This window comes from Streptomyces sp. P9-2, from assembly GCF_051903975.1.
GTDB classification, from domain to species: Bacteria; Actinomycetota; Actinomycetes; order Streptomycetales; family Streptomycetaceae; genus Streptomyces; species Streptomyces cellulosae.
Map to the genome: position 1 here is coordinate 2,546,909 of NZ_CP192633.1, position 20,774 is coordinate 2,567,682.

Consider the following 20,774-nt stretch of genomic DNA (forward strand, 5'->3'; position numbering starts at 1 on the left):
GACCCGGGGGGGACTTCAGGGAAGTTCTGGCGGGGGAGGGAAGCGAGGGGCCCGGTCGACGGACCGGGCCCCTCGAAGTTCGTCCAGGTGTCCTCAGAAGAAGACCCCGCACCGCAGCAGCACGTTCGCGTAGGGGCTGGCCTCGCCCGTGCGCACCACGAGCCGGGCGCCGGAGGTCAGCTCCTTCAGCCGTTCGTGCGGGACGTACGCCAGGTCCGGGAAGTGACCGGACATCAGCGCCGCCGCCGCCGGATTCGCGTCCCGTACCTCCTCCGCAGCCGTGGCGCCCTCGACGGCCAGCTCGCCGAGCAGCCCCTCGAGCACCTGCGCGAACGACGGCACCCCGGCCAGGAAGGCCAGGTCCACCACGCGCGGCCCGTCCGGGATCGGCATGCCCGCGTCGCACACCAGCACCCCGTCGGTGTGGCCGAGTTCGGCAAGAGCGCCGGACAGGTGGCGGTTGAGGATCCCGTGCTTCTTCACAGCTCCGCGACCTCCGCCGCCGTCGGGAACGACACCTGCGCGCCCTCCTTGGTGACCGTCGCCGCGCCCACCCGGGCCGCGTACGCGGCGGCCTCGTCGAGCGGTTCGCCCGTCCCGAGCCGCCACGCCAGCGCCGCGGTGAACGCGTCACCGGCGCCCGTGGTGTCCACGGCCTCCACCTTCACCGACGGCACCCGCGTCACCCCGGCCGAGGACGCCACGAGCGCGCCCTCCCCGCCGAGGGTGACGACCACCGAACGGGGGCCCTTCGCCAGCAGCAGCCGCGCCCAGTCCTCGGGTTCGTCGCTCACTCCGGCGCTGTCGCCGAGGATCACCTTCGCCTCGTGCTCGTTGACGATCAGCGGGTCGCAGGCCGCCAGCACCTCCGACGGCAGCGGCCGCGGAGGCGACGGGTTGAGGACGAAGCGGCTGTCCGGCGCCAGGCTCCGCACCACCTCCACCACCGTCTCCAGCGGGATCTCCAGCTGGGTCGACACCACCCGCGAGGCGTGGAAGAGGCTCGCGGCGGCCCGTACGTCCGCCGGGGCCAGCCGGCCGTTGGCGCCCGGCGAGACGACGATGCTGTTGTCGCCCGACGGGTCCACCGTGATCAGCGCGACCCCGGTCGGCGCCCCGCCCACCAGCACGCCCACCGTGTCCGCCCCGGCCGCGCGCAGCGAGTCCAGCAGCAGCCGCCCGTGCTCGTCGTCCCCGACCCGCGCGAGGAGGGCGGTGCGCGCGCCGAGCCGGGCGGCGGCGACCGCCTGGTTCGCGCCCTTGCCGCCCGGATGCACGGCCAGGTCGGAGCCGAGCACCGTCTCCCCGGCGCCCGGCCGGCGCTCCACCCCGATCACCAGGTCGGCGTTGGCCGATCCGACGACCAGGAGGTCGTAGTCGTACATGAATTCGCTCCCCGATCCGCTGAGGAGGGCGGGCGGTCCGGTGACCGCCCGCCCGTGTGCCCCTGAAGGCGTCCGTGCCGGTGTCAGCCTTCGAAGCCGGCCACGTTGTCCTTCGTGACCACCTTCACCGGCACCTTCACCATCTTCTCCACCTTTTCGTCCTCGGCGGCCCGCAACGCGTTGCGCACGGCGATCCGGCCGAGTTCGCTGGGCTGCTGGGCGACGGAGGCGTACAGCGTGCCCGCCTGCACCGCCTTCAGCCCGTCCGGCGTCCCGTCGAACCCGACGACCTGCACGGTCGTGCCGGCCTTGGAGCCGAGCGCCTTGATCGCGCCGAGCGCCATCTCGTCGTTCTCGGCGAAGACGCCGTCGATGTCGGGATGCGCCTGGAGCAGGTTCGTCATCACGTCCAGGCCCTTGGTGCGGTCGAAGTCCGCGGGCTGCTTGGCGACGACCTTGATGCCCGGGTAGTCCTTCAGCCCCTCGGCGAAGCCCGCCCCGCGCTCCCGGCTCGCGGAGGTGCCGGCCTGGCCCTGGAGGATCACGATGGTGCCCTTGCCGCCGAGCTTCTCCGCGAGCGCCTTGGCGCCGAGCGCGCCGCCCTCGACGTTGTCGGAGGCGACCAGCGCGGACGTGTCCGCCTTGTTGACGCCGCGGTCCACCGCGATCACCGGGATGCCCGCCTTGTTCGCGCCGCGCACGGACGGGCCGGCCGCGTCGGAGTCCACCGGGTTGACGACGACCGCGGACAGCGAGCCGCTGGTGAAGTTCTGCAACTGGTTGGCCTGCTGGGAGGCGTCGTTCTGCGCGTCGGTGACGGTGAGGTCGACGCCCAGCTTCTCCGCCTCCTCCTCGGCGCCGTCCCGGATCTGCACGAAGAACGGGTTGTTGAGCGTCGACAGCGACAGCCCGATCTTCGGCTTGGCCGCCCCGGACGAGCCGTTGTGCAGCAGGGAGGTGGCGCCGACGACCGCGACGGCCACGACGGCCGCGATCACGTACGTCAGCGCCTGCTTGCCCTTGTTGCCGCCCCCGGACGCGCCGGCCGCCGGGGCGGTCACGCCCGCCTTGCGGCGCACCGTGTCGAACAGCACCGCCAGCGCGATGACCACGCCGATGACGACCTGTTGCCAGAACGCCGACACCGACAGCAGATTGAGGCCGTTGCGCAGCACCGCGAGGATCAGCGCGCCGATCAGGGTGCCGGACGCCTTGCCGGTGCCGCCCGCGAGGGAGGCGCCGCCGATGACGACCGCGGCGATCGCGTCCAGCTCGTAGCCCTGCGCGGCCTGCGGCTGCGCCGACGCGAGACGGGAGGCGAGCACGATGCCCGCGACGGCCGCGAACAGGCCGGAGAAGGCGTAGATGGCGAGCTTCTGCTTCTTCACCCGCAGCCCGGAAAGCCGCGCGGCCTCCTCGTTGCCGCCGATCGCGTACATGGACCGGCCGATGTACGTCCGGCCGAGGACGAACGCGGTCAGCAGCCCCATGACGACCATCACGAGTACCGGCACCGGCAGCCAGCCGCCGAGCGTGTCACCGAGGTGGGAGACGGAGTCGGGGAAGGCGATGGGGGAGCCCTGCGAGATCACCAGCGACAGACCGCGCGCCACGGACAGCATCGCCAAGGTCGCGATGAACGGCGGGAGTTTGCCGTACGAGACGAGGAAGCCGTTGACCAGGCCGCAGGCGATGCCGGTCGCGACGGCGAGGACGACCGCGAGCACCACCGGGATCCCGGCCTCTGTCGCACTCCACGCCAGCACGGTCGCGGAGAGCGCGGCGACCGAGCCGACCGACAGGTCGATGCCCGCCGAGACGATGACGAAGGTGACGCCGAACGCGAGGATCGCGGTCACGGCGGCCTGGACGCCGACGTTGAGCAGGTTGTCGGCGGTGAGGAAGTCCCCGGACAGCGCCGACATGGCGATGACGAGGACGATCAGCGCGGTCAGCGCGCCGTTGTCGAGGAGCAGCCGGCGCAGGCCGCCGCCGGCGCCGCCCTGCGCGCCCGGCTTGCTCTTGAGCGTGTCAGTGGCCACCGGGGGCCTCCGTTCCGTTGCTGGGGGAGTCGGGGGAAGAGGTGGAGACGGCGAGGGCCATCACGGCGTCCTGGGTGGCGTCGGCGGCGTCGAGCTCGCCCGCGAGCCGGCCCTGCGCCATGACCAGGACCCGGTCGCTCATGCCGAGCACCTCGGGCAGGTCGCTGGAGATCATGAGCACCGCGGCTCCGGCCGCCGTCAGCTCGTTGATCAGCTGGTAGATCTCGACCTTCGCGCCGACGTCGATGCCGCGCGTCGGCTCGTCGAGGATGAGCACCTTGGTGTTGGCCAGCAGCCACTTGCCGATGACGACCTTCTGCTGGTTGCCGCCGGAGAGGGTGCGCACATGCTGGCCGAGCCCGGCCATCCGCACGCCGAGCTGCCCGGCGATCCGGGCGGCGGCCTCGTGCTGCCCCTTGAGGTCGACGAGTCCGGCGCGGGAGGACGACCGCAGGGTGACGAGACCGAGGTTCTCCTCGACGGAGGCGTCGAGGACGAGCCCCTGCCCCTTGCGGTCCTCGGGCACGAGCCCGACCCCGGCCTCCATGGCGGCGTTCACGTCGTGGCGGCGCAGCGGCGTCCCCGCGACGTGCACGGTCCCGGCGTCGTACGGGTCGGCCCCGAACACCGCGCGGGCCACCTCGGTCCGCCCGGCGCCGACCAGCCCCGCGATGCCGACGACCTCACCGGCCCGCACCTCGAAACTGACGTCGTGGAACACACCGTCCCGCGTCAGCCCCTCCACCTTGAGGAGAGCCTCCCCGGCGTCGGCGCGCTCACGCGGGTACTGCTGGTCGATGGACCGCCCCACCATGAGCCGTACGAGCTCGTCCTCGGGCGTGGAGGCGGGCACCTGCCCGACGCTGCGCCCGTCCCGGATGACCGTGACCCGGTCACCGAGCGCGGCGATCTCCTCCAGATGATGGGTGATGAAGACGATCCCGACGCCGTCCTCGCGCAGCCGCCGCACGATCGCGAACAGCTTCTCGACCTCCTCGGAGGTCAGCACGGCGGTCGGCTCGTCCATGATCAGCACGCGCGCGTCCAGGCTGAGCGCCTTGGCGATCTCGACCATCTGGAGCCGGGCGATACCGAGTTCACGCACCCGCGCCCGGGGGGACACGTCCACCCCGACGCGCCGCAGCAGCACCTCGGCGTCCGCGTCCATCCGCTTCCGGTCGATCATCCCGAACCGGCGCGGCTGCCGCCCCAGGAAGATGTTCTCCGCGACCGTCAGATCGGGGACCAGGTTGAACTCCTGGTAGATGGTGGCGATCCCGAGCTTCTCGGAGTCCTGCGCACCGCCGATGCGCACCTCCTCGCCGCCGACGGTGATCCGTCCGGCGTCGGGCGTGTAGGCGCCGGAGAGCATCTTGATCAGCGTGCTCTTGCCGGCGCCGTTCTCGCCCAGCAGCACGTGCACCTCGCCACGGCGCAGATCGAAGTCCACGCCGTCCAGCGCGACCACGCCGGGGAAGGTCTTGCGGATGCCCTCGATGCGCAGCAACTCGTCAGGACTGCGGCTGCTCACGGCGTACTCCTTCGTACGGGGGAGGGGGAACTCTCGTTTCCGGACCCGCCCTCGCCGCAGGAGCGGCGCACGACGAGCCGGGCGGGAAGGGTGACGGACTCGCCGGACCTGCCCTCGATCCGGTCGACCAGGGCGCGCACGGCGGCCCGCCCCAGGTCGCGGACCGGCTGGGCGACCGCGGTGACCGGGGGGTCGGTGTGCACGAACCAGGGGATGTCGTCGAAGGCGGCGAGCCCGATGTCGTCCGGTACCCGCAGCCCGCGGGCGCGGACGGCGTCCAGGGCGCCGAGGGCCATCAGGTTGTCGGCGGCGAAGACGACCTCGGGGGGCTGGGGGAGATCGAGGAACCCCTCGGTCACCCGCCGCCCGCTGCCGGCCTGGAAGTCGCCCTGCCCGATGTAGACGTCGGGCAGTTCGAGCCCGTACGCGGCGAGGGCCTCGCGGAAGGCGTCCACGCGCTCCCGGCCGGTCGTGGTGGCGGCGGGCCCGGCGATGATCGCGAGCCGCCGGTGCCCGAGCCCGTACAGATGCGCGACCAGATCCCGTACGGAGGCCCGCCCGTCCGACCGGACCACGGGCACGTCCACGCCCGGGATCCACCGGTCGACGAACACCATCGGCGTCCCGGCCCGCGCGGCCCCGAGCATGCCGGGCGAGCCGCCGTCGGTGGGGGACACGAGCAGGCCGTCGATACGGCGGTCCAGCAGGGTGGTGACGTGATGGTCCTGGAGGTCGGGCCGCTCGTCGGCGTTGCCGATGATCACGCTGTACCCGAGCGCGCGGGCCTCCTCCTCGACGGAGCGGGCCAGCTCCGTGAAGTACGGGTTCATCACGTCGCTGATGACCAGCCCGAGGGTGTGGGTCTGATCGGTGCGCAGGGACCGGGCGACGGCGTTCGGCCGGTACCCCAGCCGCTCGACGGCGGCGGTCACCCGACGCCGCGCGTCCTCACTGACCGACGGATGCCCGTTGAGCACCCGCGACACCGTGGCGACGGACAGCCCCGCCTCGGCGGCGACGTCCTTGATACCCGCCATGCCCGATCCACCTCCTCGTGGAATCGATTACACGGAGGATTGGAAACGATTACATCGGCGGGGGCAAGGGGGTGGGGGGTGGCCGCAATCGAATCGTGACCGGGTGAACCGTGCGCCACCGCGCCGGGTTCACCCGCTGCCGGGGTGCTCCTTGGCGTACTGCCGGTCCCACATCCTGCTCCAGCGGCGCTCGTCGGGGTCGCCGATGCGGCGCTCCGTGATCACCCGGTACGCGACGGCGGTGCGCGGGTCGTCACGCAGGGCGAGGGCGACGTACCGGACGTCCTCGGGGCGGTGCCGAGGGGCCGGAGCTGGGCGTCGATCGCGTGCTCACGGATGAAGTGCCGGGCGCCGCACGCCTTCCGCAGCCCCGGGCCCCAGTAGGCCTCGGCGGCCTCCGGGTCGGCGACGTCGTGGTTGACGCCGGTGCAGAAGAGGATCGGGCCGTGCGTGGCGTCCTCGACGACCGCCACGGTGGACGGCACGGTGACGGTCCCCTTGTGCGCGGTGGAGAAGGTCCGCCTTCGGCAGGGTGAAGGGACCGGCGTCCGCGGTGGTCACACGCAGTCGTGCGGACGTGGACGTGCACTGTGCCGTACGGGGCGCGGGGAGGGGGCGTGGCGTGCCATGCCACGCCGGACGCCTAGGCGGCACCCACCTCGCACCACACGAACTTCCCCCGACTGCCGTCGCGCACGAGGGGCTGCCACCCCCACACGTCGGCGCACGCCCGCACCAGCCCTAGCCCGCGACCGTCCTCCGCCTCCAGAACGGCGGCGAGCGGCTGCGGCGGCTGGGGCGGGGACGGGTCGGCGTCCCACGCCCCGATGCGGAGCGTCCCCGGGGGCGACCATCGCACGCGGAGGGCGGCGGGGCCCTTGGTGTGCCGTACAGCGTTGGCGACGAGCTCGGCGGCGAGCAGTTCGGCGATGTCGACGAGGCTGATGAGGCCGTGCACGGTGAGGATGAGCCGCAGGGTGCGGCGACTCACAGTGACGGCGCGGACGTCGTTGGGGATGTGGAGGGAGTACTCCCAGGGCTCACTTTCGGGCATGCGGAAGTCCGTTCAGAGGTGGGTGAGTTGATGGCCGGGACCGGTGTCGTTGCCGCAGCCGCCATGGCAGGGCGGAGCGGTGCGCTTCCGAGTTCCGGTATCGCACGGTGTGCGTCGCGTCACTGACGGTAGGGATAAAGCTTTAAGTTCCGCAAGTGGATCGCGTACCCTGACGCCCGAAAGAGTCGCTCCGAGCGTCGTGTTGGGAGAGCGGGCGATGGTGCTGAGGAGCGAGCCGACGATGCGTCAGGTGCGTCTGGCTACCGAGTTACGTCGCCTCCGTGAGTCGTCAGGCCTTTCTGCCCGTGAGGCGGCTGCCCTCCTGGGGGTGAGCGCCCCGCAGATCAGCCAGATCGAGTCCGGCCTGGCAGGTTTGAGCGAAGAGCGTCTGAGGCGCCTCGCCTCCCACTATGTCTGCACTGACGAGTCCTTCGTCGATGCGCTCGTGGCGATGGCCACCGGACGTGTGCGGGGGTGGTGGGAGGACTACCGGGGCAGGCTCCCGACACCCTTCCTCGACTTGGCGGAGCTGGAGTATCACGCCACGTTCCTGCGGGAAGCGCAGTTCCTCTACGTCCCCGGGCCGTTGCAGACGGAGGACTACGCACGGGCTGTCTTCGCCTACAGGGTTCCCGAGCTTCCGGCCGACGAATTGGAGCTGCGCGTTCGGCACCGTATGCAGCGCAAGAGCGTCCTCGACGGCCCGGAGCCGACGCCCTATGAAGCGATCATCCATGAAGCCGCACTGCGGATCATGGTCGGCGACCGGGCCACGTCTCGGGCGCAACTCGATCACCTTCTGGAGCGATCCGCGTCGGATCACGTCAGCATTCGCGTCATCCCCTTCGACCTGGAGGGCTTCGCAGGCGCCGCGAGCGCGATGACCTACGCGGGCGGCGCCGTGCCGAAACTGGACACCGTCGTACGCGACGGCCCGCACGGCGCCTCCTTCATCGATGCCGAGGGTCAACTCACTGCGTATCGCGAGCTTTTCCGTAAAGTGAAGGCTGTGTCGCTGGCCCCGCGCCGGTCACGCGACTTCATCCACAGATTGACGAAGGAGCTGTGAGTCGTGGGCACCCCTGAGATCTGGCGGAAGTCGTCCTATTCCGGCCCCGGCGACGGCGATTCCTGCGTAGAGATAGCGCTGAGGCCGGCCCGCGTCGCGATACGGGACTCCAAGGTGCCTGACGGGGACACTCTCTCGTTCCCCGACTCCACGTTCGCCGCTTTCGTCGCAGGCCTGAAGCAGGGAACGGCTGGAGCATGAGGCGCGTATCCCTTACATCGGATGGTTGGCGCAAGTCGTCCTCCTCCGGCGGAGGCTATGGCAACTACTGCGTCGAGATCGCCGGCTCGCCCACTCGCGCAGCCGTTCGCGACTCGAAGGCCCCGAATCGGGGAATCCTTACCTTTCACGCGGCGGCGTTCACCACCTTCGTCGCAAGCCTCAAGGAGGCGACGATCAGGAATGAGCCACACTGACACGCCCGATGGCCGCTGGCGCAAGTCGTCCTACTCAGGCCCGGGCGACGGCAACGAGTGTGTAGAGGTCGCGGCCTCCCCCGCTCGCGTATCCGTCCGTGACTCGAAGGCGCCTGGCCAGGCCGTACTCACCGTCTCCGGCTCGGCCTTCGACGAGTTCATCAAAGCGCTGAAGGAACGCAAGGGCCCGCCCGCCTGAGCGTTTGGAAATTGGGCCGCGCCCCGTAAAAAGCCTCAGTCGGGGGCCGTGCCCCAAAGCACCCGCTCGGGTCCCCCGTCCCCCTTGTCGAAGAGACAGCCCACCGCACCCGACGCCTCTGCGAGGTCGGTGAACACCTTTCCGATCGCGGCCGAGTCCTCGAACAGCCTGCTCATCCGCGACGTCGCCGCCCAGAAGTCCAGGCACACGTAGCGCGGATCCCCCAAGGCCGGGAAGGACATGTCCAGGTACACGTACCCGATCTGAACACGCCCGTCCTCGACGGGAAGACCACCCTCCTCCGCGTACGCCCGCACCGCCTCGTCCGCCGAGAACACGAGCGACGTCTCCAGCGAAACCCTGTCCCTCCCGGCGCAGTCGACCGGCTCGCTCCGGAACCCGCACGTGAACGGCAGCACCACCTGCTCGCCGCCCGGCAACGTGACCGTCAGCGGAGGGACCCTCCGCTCGGGCGGCGCCGGCTTCGTCGCTTCCTTCAGCGCACGCGCGACGTTCTCGGGGCGCAGGTAGATGTCATAGCTGTAGGTCAACCCCATGCTCCCCCTCCGGCCAGGCAGAACGGCACCTTCTCACGAGAGGTGTCCGGGTGCCCGCGAGTTGTGTGGAGGTGAGTGGCTGTCAGACCCCTCTGGCAGCCTCCCCTCATGGAGATGACACTGCAGCTCACGATCGACTGCTCCGATCCGCAGCGGATGGTTGCCTTCTGGGCCCCCGCCCTCGGATACGTCCCCGAGCCGGCCCCGGACGGCCATCCCACCTGGCGTGCCTACTGGGAGGCGATGGGCGTGCCCGCGGAGGAGCTGCCGCCCGGGGCCGGCGATCTCGCGGAGTCCATCGTGGACCCCACGGGGCGCGGACCGCGCGTGTGGTTCCAGCAGGTGCCCGAGCCGAAGACCCTCAAGAACCGCTGGCACTTCGACCTGAAGGTCGGCGGTGGCCGTGACGTCCCGCCGGCCCTCCGCAGGGAGCGGGTCGACGCCGCCGTCGAGCGGCTGGTCGCCGCCGGCGCCACCGTGCTGAAGATCAAGGACGAGCCGGACGCGGGGTTCTACGCCGCGGCCCTGCAGGATCCGGAGGGCAACGAGTTCGACGTCGTCTGAGGGCGCCGGAAAGCCGCATGATGCTATTGTTATTAGCACCATGCTGTTGAGACTCGACGTAGCCGACACCCGCCCCCTGCACGAGCAGGTGGCCGGGGCCATCCGGCGGGCCATCGCCGAGGGGGAGTGCGCTCCGGGTGACCGGCTGCCGCCCGCCCGGGACCTCTCCCAGGCGCTCGGTGTGAACGTCAACACCGTGCTGCGCGGCCTGCGCGCCCTGCGGGACGAAGGTGTGCTGGAGTTCCGGCGCGGGCGTGGGGTGACCGTGGCTCAAGGGGCGGACGGGCGTTCGGCGTTGCTGGACCGGGTCCGGAAGGTCCTGGCCGACGCGGCGCGCCTCGGGTACGGCAAGGACGACGTCATCGACATGATCAGGGAGGTCACGTGACCGAGCGGACAGCGCGCGGGAACGCCACGACATGGGGCGCCACCGCCTGGGTCGTGGGAGTGCTCGTGCTCCTGGTGGTCTTCCCGCTCACCGCCCGGGACCGGCTGCCCGACCGGCTGGCGACCCACTGGGGTGCGAGCGGCGAGCCGGACGACTCGATGCCGTTGTGGGCCGCGACGCTCGTCCCGGCGCTGATCTGGCTGCTGATCGCGGCGGCTGCCGTACTGGCCCTGTGGCGCGCTCGCCGCAGCACCGGTACGGCCTTGGCCGCCGCACCCGCCTGGGCCGGCATCACGCTCGGCTTCACCGGCGTGACCCTCCTCGGCGCGCAGGCGTCGATCGTCCGGGCCAACCTCGACCGGACGGACTGGCGTGACGCCGGCTCCGTGACCGGCTGGGTGATCGCCACCCTCCTCGGCGCCACCGTGGTGGCCGTCGCCGCCCAATGGGCCGGTCGCCGGGCCCGCCTCACGGTGCCGCCCCCGTCCGGCCCCGCGATGGAGATACCGAAGGGACAGCGCTTCGTCTGGCTGTCCCGCACCTCCAACCGCTGGCTCCACCTCCTGGCGGCCGTGACCGGCATCCTCACGCTCGCGGCGGCGGCGGGCGCGGTGGCCGGCCTGGGCGGCGGGCTCGAAGGCACCGTGGGCGCCGCGTCCTTCGCCCTCGCCACCGTCGCGCTGCTCGCCTGCGCCTCCGTCCAGGCCCGGGTGACCGAGAAGGGGCTCGAGGTCGCCTTCGGCCCGCTGGGATGGCCTGCCCGGCGCTGGCCCGCCGACACCATCGCCTCTGCCTGGTCCGAGCACCGCACCGCCATGCAGGCCGGCGGCTGGGGCTACCGCCTGAGCGGCCTCGGCACCACCGTCATGCTCCGCGGCGGCGAATGCCTGGTCATCCGCACCGCCAAGGGCAAGGACTTCGCGATCAGCGTCGACGACGCCGAACGCGGCGCGGCTCTGCTCAACTCCCTCATCGGGCAGCGCGCGAAGTGACGGACGCGCCCGCCCCGGCGACCGGTCCCAGGAAGAACGTCCGTACGTCCTCCGCGAACGGCCCTGGCACCTCCATCGCCGCGAAGTGACCGCCCGGTCGAACTCCGACCAGTGCCGGATGTCGTACAGCCGCTCCGCCAGCGGCCGTACCGACTGGGTGATGTCGTGGGGGAGCACCGCCACCCCCACCGGCACCGGGCATTCCTCGGCGCGCCGGGCCGACTCGCGGTGCAGCCGTGCCGACGAGGCCGCCGTGGCGGTCAGCCGGTACAGCGAGACGTCGGTCAGGATCCGCTCGTCGCTCACCGGCGTCCGGAGATCGGTCCACTGCGCGAACCTTCCGCGATCCACGCCAGATGGCCCACCGGCGAGTCGGTCAGCGCGTAGCCGAGCGTCTGCGGGGTCGTGGCCTGCAGGGCCTGGTACGGCGGGCGGTTCGCCATCAGCTGCCGCACCTTGTCCAGCCGGGCCTCGTCCGAGGGGCTCAGGGTGACGTCGGCGGCCGGGTCCGGCCGGGTGGGCAGGTGGTTCACGTGCACGCCGGCCACCTGCTCCGGCGCCACCGCGCCCAGCGCCAGCGAGATGCCCGAGCCGAAGTCGCCGCCCTGCGCCCCGTACCGCTCGTAGCCGAGACGGCGCATCAGCTCGGCCCATGCGCGGGCGACGCGGACGACGTCCCAGCCGCGCTCGTGGGCCGGCCCGGAGAAGCCGTAGCCGGGGATGGACGGGATCACCAGATGGAAGTCCCGGAACAGCGGTTCCACCACGTCGAGGAACTCCAGGAACGAGCCCGGCCGGCCGTGGGTGAGGATCAGCGCGAGCGCGTCCGGCCGAGCGGGGCGCCCATGCGGGCCGTCGCCGCCTCGAACGCCTGGACGCCCTCATCCGCGAGGCGCAGGACGAACTCCTCGCCCCCTCGGCCCGGCCGAGCGCGACACACTCACCCGCCTGCTCACCGCCCTCGCCGACCACCACGGGCCCGCCCATCCCGGACCGGGCGAGCAGTCCTGAGCGAGACTCCCGGGAGCCCGGACCTTCTGTCAGATCCCACCGGTACCGTCGACCCATGCCCACCCAGCCACCACCCGCACCTCCCGGCGAGCGCCGGCTCGCCGTGCTCGAAGGCGTGTTGGAGCGCATCACCTACGCCAACGAGGAGAACGGCTACACCGTCGCCCGCGTCGACACCGGACGCGGCGCCAACGACCTGCTCACCGTCGTCGGCGCGCTGCTCGGCGCGCAGGTGGGGGAGTCGCTGCGGATGGAGGGGCGCTGGGGGTCGCATCCGCAGTACGGCAAGCAGTTCCACGTCGAGAACTACACGACCGTCCTCCCCGCCACCGTCCAGGGCATCCGCCGCTACCTCGGCTCGGGGCTGGTGAAGGGCATCGGGCCCGTCTTCGCCGACCGGATCACCCAGCACTTCGGCACGGACACCCTCCGGATCATCGAGGAGGAGCCGAAGCGGCTCGTCGAGGTCCCCGGGCTCGGCCCCAAGCGGACCAAGAAGATCGCCGACGCCTGGGAGGAGCAGAAGGCGATCAAGGAGGTCATGCTCTTCCTCCAGACCGTCGAGGTCTCCACCTCCATCGCCGTGCGCATCTACAAGAAGTACGGCGACGCCTCCATCTCCGTGGTGAAGAACCAGCCCTACCGGCTCGCCGCCGACGTCTGGGGCATCGGCTTCCTCACCGCCGACCGGATCGCCCAGTCCGTCGGCATCCCCCACGACAGCCCGGACCGCGTGAAGGCCGGCCTCCAGTACGCGCTGTCGCAGGCCACCGACCAGGGCCACTGCTACCTCCCCGAGGAGAAGCTCATCGCCGACGCGGTGAAGCTCCTCCAGGTCGACACCGGCCTGGTCATCGAATGCCTCGCCGAGCTCGCCGCCGAGCCGGAGGACCCGGGCGAGGACCCCGGCGTCGTCCGGGAGAAGGTGCCCGACCCGGAGGGCGGCGACCCCGTCACCGCCGTCTACCTGGTGCCGTTCCACCGCGCCGAAGTCGCCCTCGCCTCCCAGCTGCTGCGGCTGCTGCGCACCGACCAGGACCGGATGCCCGCGTTCCAGGACGTGGCGTGGGACAAGGCGCTCGGCTGGCTGCGCGGACGTACGGGGACGGACCTGGCGCCCGAACAGGAGGCCGCGGTCAAGCTGGCGTTGACGCGGAAGGTGGCCGTGCTGACCGGCGGACCCGGCTGCGGCAAGTCCTTCACCGTGCGGTCGATCGTCGAGCTGGCCCGCGCCAAGAAGGCGAAGGTGGTGCTCGCCGCGCCGACCGGGCGTGCCGCCAAGCGGCTCGCCGAGCTGACCGGCGCCGAGGCGTCCACCGTGCACCGGCTGCTGGAGCTCAAGCCCGGCGGGGACGCCGCGTACGACCGGGACCGCCCGCTGGACGCCGACCTGGTGGTGGTCGACGAGGCGTCCATGCTGGACCTGCTGCTGGCGAACAAACTGGTCAAGGCCGTTCCGCCGGGCGCACACCTGCTGTTCGTCGGCGACGTGGACCAGTTGCCCAGCGTCGGCGCGGGCGAGGTGCTGCGGGACCTCCTCGCCGACGGCAGCCCCGTCCCCGCCGTCCGCCTCACCCGCGTCTTCCGCCAGGCCCAGCAGTCCGGCGTGGTCACCAACGCCCACCGCGTCAACGCCGGACAGCATCCCGTCACCGAGGGCATGAAGGACTTCTTCCTCTTCGTCGAGGACGACACCGAGGAGGCCGGGCGGCTCACGGTCGACGTCGCCGCCCGGCGCATCCCCGCCAGGTTCGGCCTCGATCCGCGCCGGGACGTGCAGGTCCTCGCCCCCATGCACCGCGGCCCGGCCGGTGCGGGCACGCTCAACGGACTGCTCCAGCAGGCGGTCACCCCGGCCCGCCCCGATCTGCCCGAGAAGCGGTTCGGCGGCCGGGTGTTCCGCGTCGGCGACAAGGTCACCCAGATCCGCAACAACTACGAGAAGGGCGCCAACGGCGTCTTCAACGGCACCGTCGGCGTCGTCACCTCCCTCGACCCCGTCGACCAGCGCCTGACCGTGCTGACCGACGAGGACGAGGAGGTGCCGTACGACTTCGACGAACTGGACGAACTGGCGCACGCCTACGCCGTGACCATCCACCGCTCCCAGGGCAGCGAGTACCCGGCGGTCGTCATCCCCGTCACCACCGGCGCGTGGATGATGCTCCAGCGCAACCTGCTCTACACGGCGGTCACCCGGGCCCGGAAACTCGTCGTCCTGGTCGGCTCCCGCAAGGCCATCGGACAGGCCGTGCGCACGGTGTCGGCGGGCCGCCGCTGCACGGCCCTCGACATGCGGCTCGCCGATTCCGCGTCGGCACGCGGGGGACCCGGAGTCCACCGCCTCTCGGCGGGGGCGGACGCCACTGTGAGGGCTCCGTCACCAAAAAATGATCGATCAAATGAGTCGTGAAGGTCACACAGGGCTTCCGGATGGGGAACACAGGGGGCAGGATGGGCAAGTTGGCGGCACTCAGTGCCGCCGATAGGCCCGATGGTCGACCCCGAGTGCACTCTCCTGAGCCGAGTGGGGGATGGTAGAGACAGTCAGGGCACCTCGAAGATGAGGCACAACGTCGGTGAGGGAAGACGTGAGCGACAACTCTGTAGTACTGCGGTACGACGGCAGCGAGTACACCTACCCGGTGATCGACAGCACCGTCGGTGACAAGGGCTTCGACATCGGGAAGCTCCGCGCCCAGACCGGTCTGGTGACGCTGGACAGCGGCTACGGCAACACCGCCGCCTACAAATCCGCGATCACCTATCTCGACGGCGAGGCCGGCATCCTCCGGTACCGCGGCTACCCGATCGAGCAGCTGGCCGAGCGCTCCACCTTCCTTGAGGTGGCCTACCTGCTGATCAACGGCGAGCTGCCGACCGTCGACGAGCTGGCCGCCTTCAAGGACGACATCACGCAGCACACGCTGCTGCACGAGGACGTCAAGAACTTCTACCGGGGCTTCCCGCGCGACGCCCACCCGATGGCGATGCTGTCGTCGGTGGTCTCCGCGCTGTCCACGTTCTACCAGGACAGCCACAACCCGTTCGACGAGCAGCAGCGCAACCTCTCCACGATCCGCCTGCTCGCCAAGCTTCCGACGATCGCGGCCTACGCCTACAAGAAGTCGGTCGGTCACCCGTTCGTCTACCCGCGCAACGACCTCGGCTACGTCGAGAACTTCCTGCGCATGACCTTCTCCGTCCCGGCGCAGGAGTACGACCTCGACCCGGTCGTCGTCTCCGCCCTGGACAAGCTGCTGATCCTGCACGCGGACCACGAGCAGAACTGCTCGACGTCGACCGTGCGTCTGGTGGGCTCCTCGCAGGCGAACATGTTCGCCTCGATCTCCGCCGGCATCAACGCCCTGTGGGGCCCGCTGCACGGCGGCGCCAACCAGTCGGTGCTGGAGATGCTCGAGGGCATCCGCGACAACGGCGGCGACGTCGACGCCTTCATCCGCAAGGTGAAGAACAAGGAGGACGGCGTCCGCCTGATGGGCTTCGGCCACCGGGTCTACAAGAACTTCGACCCGCGCGCCAAGATCATCAAGGCCGCCGCGCACGACGTGCTGTCCGCCCTCGGCAAGTCCGACGAGCTGCTGGACATCGCGCTCAAGCTGGAGGAGCACGCGCTCTCCGACGACTACTTCGTCTCGCGCAGCCTCTACCCGAACGTGGACTTCTACACCGGTCTGATCTACCGGGCCATGGGCTTCCCGACCGAGATGTTCACCGTGCTGTTCGCTCTGGGGCGGCTGCCGGGGTGGATCGCGCAGTGGCACGAGATGATCAAGGAGCCGGGGTCCCGGATCGGGCGTCCGCGGCAGATCTACACGGGTGTTGTCGAGCGGGACTTCGTGCCGGTCGAGGAGCGGTGACACCTGCCGGTGCGGGTGTTGTGCGCGTGAGCGCCTGAGAGTTCGTCGCCGAAGGGGTGTGGGCGGCTGCGGGCCGGCTGTGGCTGGTCGCGCAGTTCCCCGCGCCCCTTCGGGCGTGTTGCGTGGCCCGCGCCCCTTCAGAGGGCGTCCCGCAGAACCGCGCCCCTTCGGGCGTTCTCCGCACGCATATGGAAAAGGCGCCCCGGTCGCCGGTCCCCCCACGGGCCGACGTACCAGGGCGCCTTCCCATGTCCCGGTGCGGATTCCCCCCACGGGATCCGGCCGGGCGCTTGTGAGGACAGCGCCTGAATCGCTGTTGAGCACGGACGGACCTGAACCCGCCCGCACTCGTCGGTGTGCGGTCTGCCGGGACAACGCACGTCGGGAGGGCCGCTCAAAGCTTCCCTGGGCGCGTGCCCCGGCAACGCAATCTCTGGAGAAGTCCCCCAAGACATCTCCAGATGCCAGGTAGCGCCCCCCAAGACGCTGCCCGACATCGCCAACTTAGACCTTCGAACCCCTTCGATGGTTACGTTCAGATCACTGTGATCTGCGTCTCTTGCATATGTCCCCACACTGCGCAGGAGCCCGCAAACCTCTCACGGGACCCAAGCGTAAGGATGATGCGCGAGGCTTGTGAAGAGCTTATGTGAGGGTCTTACCGGACTCCAGGGGTACCGCCCAACTTGAGACCTCAATGAAATGACCGCAGCCGCAGACTGTTGGTCACGACGAAGACCGACGAGAAGGCCATGGCGGCCCCGGCGATCATCGGGTTCAGCAGCCCCGCCGCGGCCAGCGGCAGCGCGGCCACGTTGTAGCCGAAGGCCCACACCAGGTTGCCCTTGATCGTGGCGAGGGTGCGCCGTGACAGCCGTATCGCGTCCGCCGCCACCCTCAGGTCGCCGCGGACCAGCGTCAGGTCGCCCGCCTCGATCGCCGCGTCCGTGCCGGTGCCCAGGGACAGACCCAGATCGGCGACGGCCAGCGCGGCCGCGTCGTTGACGCCGTCGCCGACCATGGCGACGCTGCGCCCCTCCTCCTGGAGCCGCCGCACCACGTCGGCCTTGTCCTCGGGCAGCACCTCGGCGATCACCCGGTCCTCGTCGATGCCGACGGCGCGCGCGACGGCCTCGGCCACCGCCCGGTTGTCGCCGGTCAGTAGCACCGGCGTGAGACCGAGCGCCCGCAGTTCGCGGACCGCCTCGGCGCTGGTCTCCTTCACCGTGTCGGCGACGGCGAGGACACCGCGTGCCACCCCGTCCCAGCCGGCCACCACCGCGGTGTGCCCGGCGCGCTCGGCGTCCGCCTTGGCCCGCTCCAGCTCCGGCGGCAGCTCCCCGAACACCTCGGACAGCCGCCCCACGGCCACCTCACGGCCCTCCACGCGCCCGCGCACGCCCCGGCCGGGAACGTTCTCGAAGTGCTCGGCGGCGGGCAGCGCGCCCGCGCGCTCCTCGGCGCCCGCGGCGACCGCTCGGGCCACCGGGTGCTCGGAGGCGTGCTCCAGGGCGCCCGCGAGCCGCAGCAGCTCCCGCTCGTCGGTGCCCTCGGCGGTGTGCACCGCGCGCAGGGACATCCGGCCGGTGGTGACGGTCCCCGTCTTGTCCAGGACGACCGTGTCCACGCGCCGGGTGGACTCCAGCACCTCGGGCCCCTTGATGAGGATGCCGAGCTGGGCGCCCCGCCCCGTGCCGACCATCAGCGCGGTCGGCGTGGCGAGGCCGAGCGCGCAGGGGCAGGCGATGATCAGTACGGCGACGGCCGCGGTGAACGCGGCGACCGCGTCCCCGGTGTTGCCCAGCCACAGTCCGAAGGTGGCGGCCGCGATCAGCAGCACCACCGGCACGAACACCCCGGCGATCCGGTCGGCGAGCCGCTGCACCTGCGCCTTGCCGGTCTGCGCGTCCTCCACCAGCTTCGCCATCCGCGCGAGCTGGGTGTCCGCGCCGATCCGGGTCGCCTCGACGACCAGCCGGCCGCCGGCGTTGACGGTCGCGCCGGTGACGGTGTCGCCGACGGTCACGTCCACCGGCACCGACTCGCCGGTCAGCATGGACGCGTCCACGGCGGAGGCGCCCTCCACGACCGTGCCGTCGGTGGCGATCTTCTCCCCGGGCCGCACCACGAACCGGTCGCCCACCGCCAGCCGCTCGGCCGGCACCCGCACCTCGCGCCCTTCCCGCAGCACGGTGACGTCCTTGGCGCCCAGCTCCATCAGCGCCCGCAGCGCCGCGCCCGCCTGCCGCTTGGAGCGGGCCTCCAGATAGCGGCCGAGCAGGATGAACGCGGTGACGCCCGCGGCGACCTCCAGATAGATCATGGAGGCCCCGTCGGTGCGGGACACGGTCAGCTCGAAAGGGTGCCGCATGCCCGGCTCGCCCGCGTCGCCCAGGAACAGCGCCCACAGCGACCAGCCGAACGCGGCCAGCGTGCCCACCGACACCAGGGTGTCCATGGTGGCCGCGCCGTGCCGCAGATTCGTCCAGGCGGCCTTGTGGAAGGGCGCCGCACCCCACACCACGACCGGCGCGGCGAGGGTGAGGGAGAGCCACTGCCAGGTGTCGAACTGGAGCGGCGGAATCATCGCCAGCAGGACGACCGGCAGGGCCAGCAGCGCGGAGACGATCAGTCGGGTGCGCAGGGCCGCCGTCTCCGGGTCGGCCGCGGAGGCGGTCTCCTCGTCGTCCTGCCGCGGAGGCGCCGGTTCCTCGGCGGTGTAGCCGGTCTTCACCACCGTGGTGATCAGATCGGCGACCTCGACGCCCGGCGGATACGTGATCCGGGCCTTCTCGGTCGCGTAGTTCACCGTGGCGGTGACGCCCTCCATGCGGTTGAGCTTCTTCTCGACGCGGGCCGCGCAGGAGGCGCAGGTCATCCCGCCGATGAGCAGCTCGACCTCCGAGAGGGGCGGCCGCTCGGCGGTGGCCGGCGCCTCGGGGGCGGTGGTGCTGGTCATGTCCGTGCTCCTGGGACGTCCGGGATGCGGGCGCGGCGGCGGACCGGGCCGAAAGGACCGTAAGGGCCGGGACGGCCGGGTGTCCGGGGAGGCCGGGTACCGGGTGGCCGGTACGGCCCGGTTCACGCCGCGCGGGGTGCCTTCGTGAGGGTGCGGCTCAGACCGTGCCGGCGAGCTCGAAGCCGGCCTCGTCGACGGCCGCGCGCACGGCGGCCTCGTCGAGCGGCGCGGCGGAGACCACGGTCACCTCGCCGGAGGAGGCGACGGCCGCCACCGAGCTGACGCCGGGGAGCTGGGAGATCTCGCCGGAGACGGCGCCCTCGCAGTGCCCGCAGCTCATCCCGGTCACCTTGTAGACGGTGGTGACGGAACCCTGGGTGTCGGTCTGGGACGTCATGTCGTTCTCCTCGTCGGGGCGTGTGGGGTGTGCAGGGGGTCGCAGGGGCCCATGAGAACCCCGTACCACTCACACTATACCCCTAGGGGGTATGAATCCAGGATGGGGAGCGCGCGGACGGGACGGCCCGGGAGCCGGCGCGCGACGGGCCGGGGATAGCGTTCGGCCGACGACGGCGATCACCGGAAGGCGGGACCGGACATGCGAGCGGTGGTGTTCGAGCGGTACGGGGAACCGGCCGAGGTGCGCGAGGTCGCGGACCCGGAGCCGGCGGAGCACGGGGTCGTGGTCCGCGTGGAGGCCACCGGCCTGTGCCGCAGCGACTGGCACGCCTGGCAGGGCCACGACCCGGACGTCACCCTCCCGCACGTCCCCGGGCATGAACTCGCCGGAGTCGTCGAGGCGGTTGGCTCCCGGGTCACCCGCTGGCGCGCCGGGGACCGGGTCACCGTGCCGTTCGTCTGCGCCTGCGGCTCCTGCCCCGCCTGCGTGGCCGGCGACCAGCAGGTGTGCGAGCGCCAGACCCAGCCCGGCTTCACCCACTGGGGCTCCTTCGCCCAGTACGTCGCCCTCGACCACGCCGACGTGAACCTGGTCGCCGTCCCCGACGGCATGGCGCATGCCACCGCCGCCTCCCTCGGCTGCCGGTTCGCCACCGCCTACCGGGCCGTGGTGCGGCAGGGCCGGGTCGCGGCGGGGGAGTGGGTGGCGGTGCACGGCTGCGGGGGCGTCGGCCTGTCCGCGGTGATGATCGCGGCGGCGTCCGGGGCGCGCGTGGTCGCGGTCGACGTGTCGCCGGGCGCGCTCGACCTGGCCCGGCGGTTCGGCGCGGCGGAGACCGTGGACGCCTCCGCGGTGGACGACCCCGCCGCAGCCGTCCGCGAGCTGACCGGCGGCGGCGCCCACCTCTCTCTGGACGCCCTGGGCGCGCCCGTCACCTGCGCCGCCTCGGTCAACGGCCTGCGCAGGCGGGGCCGGCACGTGCAGGTGGGCCTGCTCCCCTCGGAGACGGGCACCACGCCCGTGCCCATGGCCCGCGCCGTCGCCCTGGAGCTGGAGATCCTCGGCAGCCACGGCATGGCCGCCCACGCCTACCCGCCGATGCTGGACCTGGTGCGCGCCGGGGTGCTCCGCCCCGACCTGCTGGTGACCTCCGTGATCGGCCTGGACGCGGTGCCGGAGGCGCTGGCGGCGATGGACACCGCCCCCGCCGCCGGGGTGACGGTGATCGAACCCTGGCGCTGAGCGCACGCACGGACGCCGTGCCCCCGCGTGGTCGGCGCGGGGGCACG

At 71.7% G+C, this 20,774-nt stretch carries 21 protein-coding genes; 10 read left to right on the forward strand and 11 right to left on the reverse strand.

The window, feature by feature from the left end:
- Positions 1–93 precede the first annotated feature (93 nt).
- The 7 genes from rbsD to ACQY0Z_RS11875 all read right to left on the reverse strand — a co-directional run bounded on the left by rbsD (position 94) and on the right by ACQY0Z_RS11875 (position 7,049).
- Positions 94–483, reverse strand: a complete 390-nt coding sequence (gene rbsD, locus ACQY0Z_RS11845) for a D-ribose pyranase (protein WP_189898038.1) — start codon at positions 481–483, stop codon at positions 94–96.
- The gene (locus ACQY0Z_RS11850) at positions 480–1,385 is read right to left on the reverse strand and encodes a ribokinase (RefSeq protein ID WP_189898040.1); all 906 of its coding nucleotides are present in this window, start codon (positions 1,383–1,385) and stop codon (positions 480–482) included. The genes rbsD and ACQY0Z_RS11850 overlap by 4 nt, the downstream gene beginning before the upstream one ends.
- A gap of 83 nt (positions 1,386–1,468) precedes the next feature.
- Entirely contained in the window at positions 1,469–3,427 is a 1,959-nt protein-coding gene (locus tag ACQY0Z_RS11855) for an ABC transporter permease/substrate-binding protein (protein ID WP_439812228.1), read from the reverse strand.
- The gene (locus tag ACQY0Z_RS11860) at positions 3,417–4,958 is read right to left on the reverse strand and encodes a sugar ABC transporter ATP-binding protein (protein ID WP_347225367.1); all 1,542 of its coding nucleotides are present in this window, start codon (positions 4,956–4,958) and stop codon (positions 3,417–3,419) included. Before ACQY0Z_RS11860 ends, ACQY0Z_RS11855 begins: the two co-directional genes overlap by 11 nt.
- Positions 4,955–5,995 (reverse strand): LacI family DNA-binding transcriptional regulator, encoded by a 1,041-nt coding sequence (locus ACQY0Z_RS11865; RefSeq protein WP_439812229.1) that lies wholly within the window; start codon positions 5,993–5,995, stop codon positions 4,955–4,957. Before ACQY0Z_RS11865 ends, ACQY0Z_RS11860 begins: the two co-directional genes overlap by 4 nt.
- Before the next feature lie 221 nt (positions 5,996–6,216).
- A complete protein-coding gene (locus ACQY0Z_RS11870) occupies positions 6,217–6,480 on the reverse strand; it encodes a hypothetical protein (RefSeq protein ID WP_254586676.1) in 264 nt (87 codons plus the stop codon).
- Positions 6,481–6,638: 158 nt separating this feature from the next.
- Positions 6,639–7,049, reverse strand: coding sequence for an ATP-binding protein (locus ACQY0Z_RS11875; protein ID WP_381727845.1), 411 nt, complete (start codon positions 7,047–7,049; stop codon positions 6,639–6,641).
- A 217-nt stretch (positions 7,050–7,266) separates the two neighbouring features.
- On the opposite strand from ACQY0Z_RS11875, the gene ACQY0Z_RS11880 reads away from it, so the two are divergent.
- Genes ACQY0Z_RS11880 through ACQY0Z_RS11895 form a run of 4 tightly spaced genes read left to right on the forward strand, consistent with a single transcriptional unit; the run spans position 7,267 to position 8,733 of the window.
- Positions 7,267–8,118, forward strand: a complete 852-nt coding sequence (locus ACQY0Z_RS11880) for a helix-turn-helix domain-containing protein (protein ID WP_381727844.1) — start codon at positions 7,267–7,269, stop codon at positions 8,116–8,118.
- Positions 8,119–8,121: 3 nt separating this feature from the next.
- Complete coding sequence (locus ACQY0Z_RS11885; RefSeq protein WP_189898049.1) at positions 8,122–8,319, forward strand: DUF397 domain-containing protein; 198 nt, start codon at positions 8,122–8,124, stop codon at positions 8,317–8,319.
- Positions 8,316–8,534, forward strand: coding sequence for a DUF397 domain-containing protein (locus tag ACQY0Z_RS11890; protein ID WP_189898051.1), 219 nt, complete (start codon positions 8,316–8,318; stop codon positions 8,532–8,534). Before ACQY0Z_RS11885 ends, ACQY0Z_RS11890 begins: the two co-directional genes overlap by 4 nt.
- On the forward strand, positions 8,521–8,733 hold the full coding sequence (locus tag ACQY0Z_RS11895) for a DUF397 domain-containing protein (protein ID WP_439812230.1): 213 nt from the start codon (positions 8,521–8,523) through the stop codon (positions 8,731–8,733). Before ACQY0Z_RS11890 ends, ACQY0Z_RS11895 begins: the two co-directional genes overlap by 14 nt.
- A gap of 35 nt (positions 8,734–8,768) precedes the next feature.
- Here the strand turns inward: ACQY0Z_RS11895 and ACQY0Z_RS11900 are convergent, their stop codons facing one another.
- Entirely contained in the window at positions 8,769–9,290 is a 522-nt protein-coding gene (locus ACQY0Z_RS11900; protein WP_439812231.1) for a hypothetical protein, read from the reverse strand.
- 108 nt (positions 9,291–9,398) lie between these two features.
- Here ACQY0Z_RS11900 and ACQY0Z_RS11905 point away from each other — a divergent pair, with 108 nt between their 5' ends.
- From ACQY0Z_RS11905 to ACQY0Z_RS11915, 3 genes are read left to right on the forward strand one after another with little or no spacing between them, the layout of a single operon-like run.
- Positions 9,399–9,854 (forward strand): VOC family protein, encoded by a 456-nt coding sequence (locus ACQY0Z_RS11905; protein WP_189898055.1) that lies wholly within the window; start codon positions 9,399–9,401, stop codon positions 9,852–9,854.
- Positions 9,855–9,894: 40 nt separating this feature from the next.
- Complete coding sequence (locus tag ACQY0Z_RS11910; RefSeq protein WP_189898057.1) at positions 9,895–10,242, forward strand: GntR family transcriptional regulator; 348 nt, start codon at positions 9,895–9,897, stop codon at positions 10,240–10,242.
- Positions 10,239–11,234 carry a DUF1648 domain-containing protein gene (locus tag ACQY0Z_RS11915; protein WP_439812232.1) on the forward strand — a complete coding sequence of 332 codons (996 nt, stop codon included), beginning with the start codon at positions 10,239–10,241 and terminating at the stop codon, positions 11,232–11,234. Before ACQY0Z_RS11910 ends, ACQY0Z_RS11915 begins: the two co-directional genes overlap by 4 nt.
- A 302-nt stretch (positions 11,235–11,536) precedes the next feature.
- Here the strand turns inward: ACQY0Z_RS11915 and ACQY0Z_RS11920 are convergent, their stop codons facing one another.
- On the reverse strand, positions 11,537–12,001 hold the full coding sequence (locus tag ACQY0Z_RS11920) for an alpha/beta fold hydrolase (RefSeq protein ID WP_439812233.1): 465 nt from the start codon (positions 11,999–12,001) through the stop codon (positions 11,537–11,539).
- A gap of 299 nt (positions 12,002–12,300) precedes the next feature.
- Between ACQY0Z_RS11920 and recD2 the strand changes: the two genes are divergently transcribed.
- Together recD2 and ACQY0Z_RS11930 are read left to right on the forward strand one after the other, a co-directional pair.
- Positions 12,301–14,658: an SF1B family DNA helicase RecD2 gene (gene recD2 / locus ACQY0Z_RS11925; RefSeq protein ID WP_189898059.1), complete on the forward strand. Its 2,358-nt coding sequence runs from the start codon at positions 12,301–12,303 to the stop codon at positions 14,656–14,658.
- A gap of 178 nt (positions 14,659–14,836) precedes the next feature.
- On the forward strand, positions 14,837–16,126 hold the full coding sequence (locus tag ACQY0Z_RS11930; RefSeq protein ID WP_019527547.1) for a citrate synthase: 1,290 nt from the start codon (positions 14,837–14,839) through the stop codon (positions 16,124–16,126).
- 694 nt (positions 16,127–16,820) lie between these two features.
- On the opposite strand, the gene ACQY0Z_RS11935 is transcribed toward ACQY0Z_RS11930, so the two are convergent.
- Together ACQY0Z_RS11935 and ACQY0Z_RS11940 are read right to left on the reverse strand one after the other, a co-directional pair.
- Positions 16,821–19,085: a heavy metal translocating P-type ATPase gene (locus ACQY0Z_RS11935; RefSeq protein ID WP_254586683.1), complete on the reverse strand. Its 2,265-nt coding sequence runs from the start codon at positions 19,083–19,085 to the stop codon at positions 16,821–16,823.
- 157 nt (positions 19,086–19,242) lie between these two features.
- On the reverse strand, positions 19,243–19,482 hold the full coding sequence (locus tag ACQY0Z_RS11940; protein WP_254586684.1) for a heavy-metal-associated domain-containing protein: 240 nt from the start codon (positions 19,480–19,482) through the stop codon (positions 19,243–19,245).
- 201 nt (positions 19,483–19,683) lie between these two features.
- Here ACQY0Z_RS11940 and ACQY0Z_RS11945 point away from each other — a divergent pair, with 201 nt between their 5' ends.
- Positions 19,684–20,727, forward strand: coding sequence for a zinc-dependent alcohol dehydrogenase family protein (locus tag ACQY0Z_RS11945; protein ID WP_381730659.1), 1,044 nt, complete (start codon positions 19,684–19,686; stop codon positions 20,725–20,727).
- The last annotated feature ends 47 nt before the right edge of the window (positions 20,728–20,774 follow it).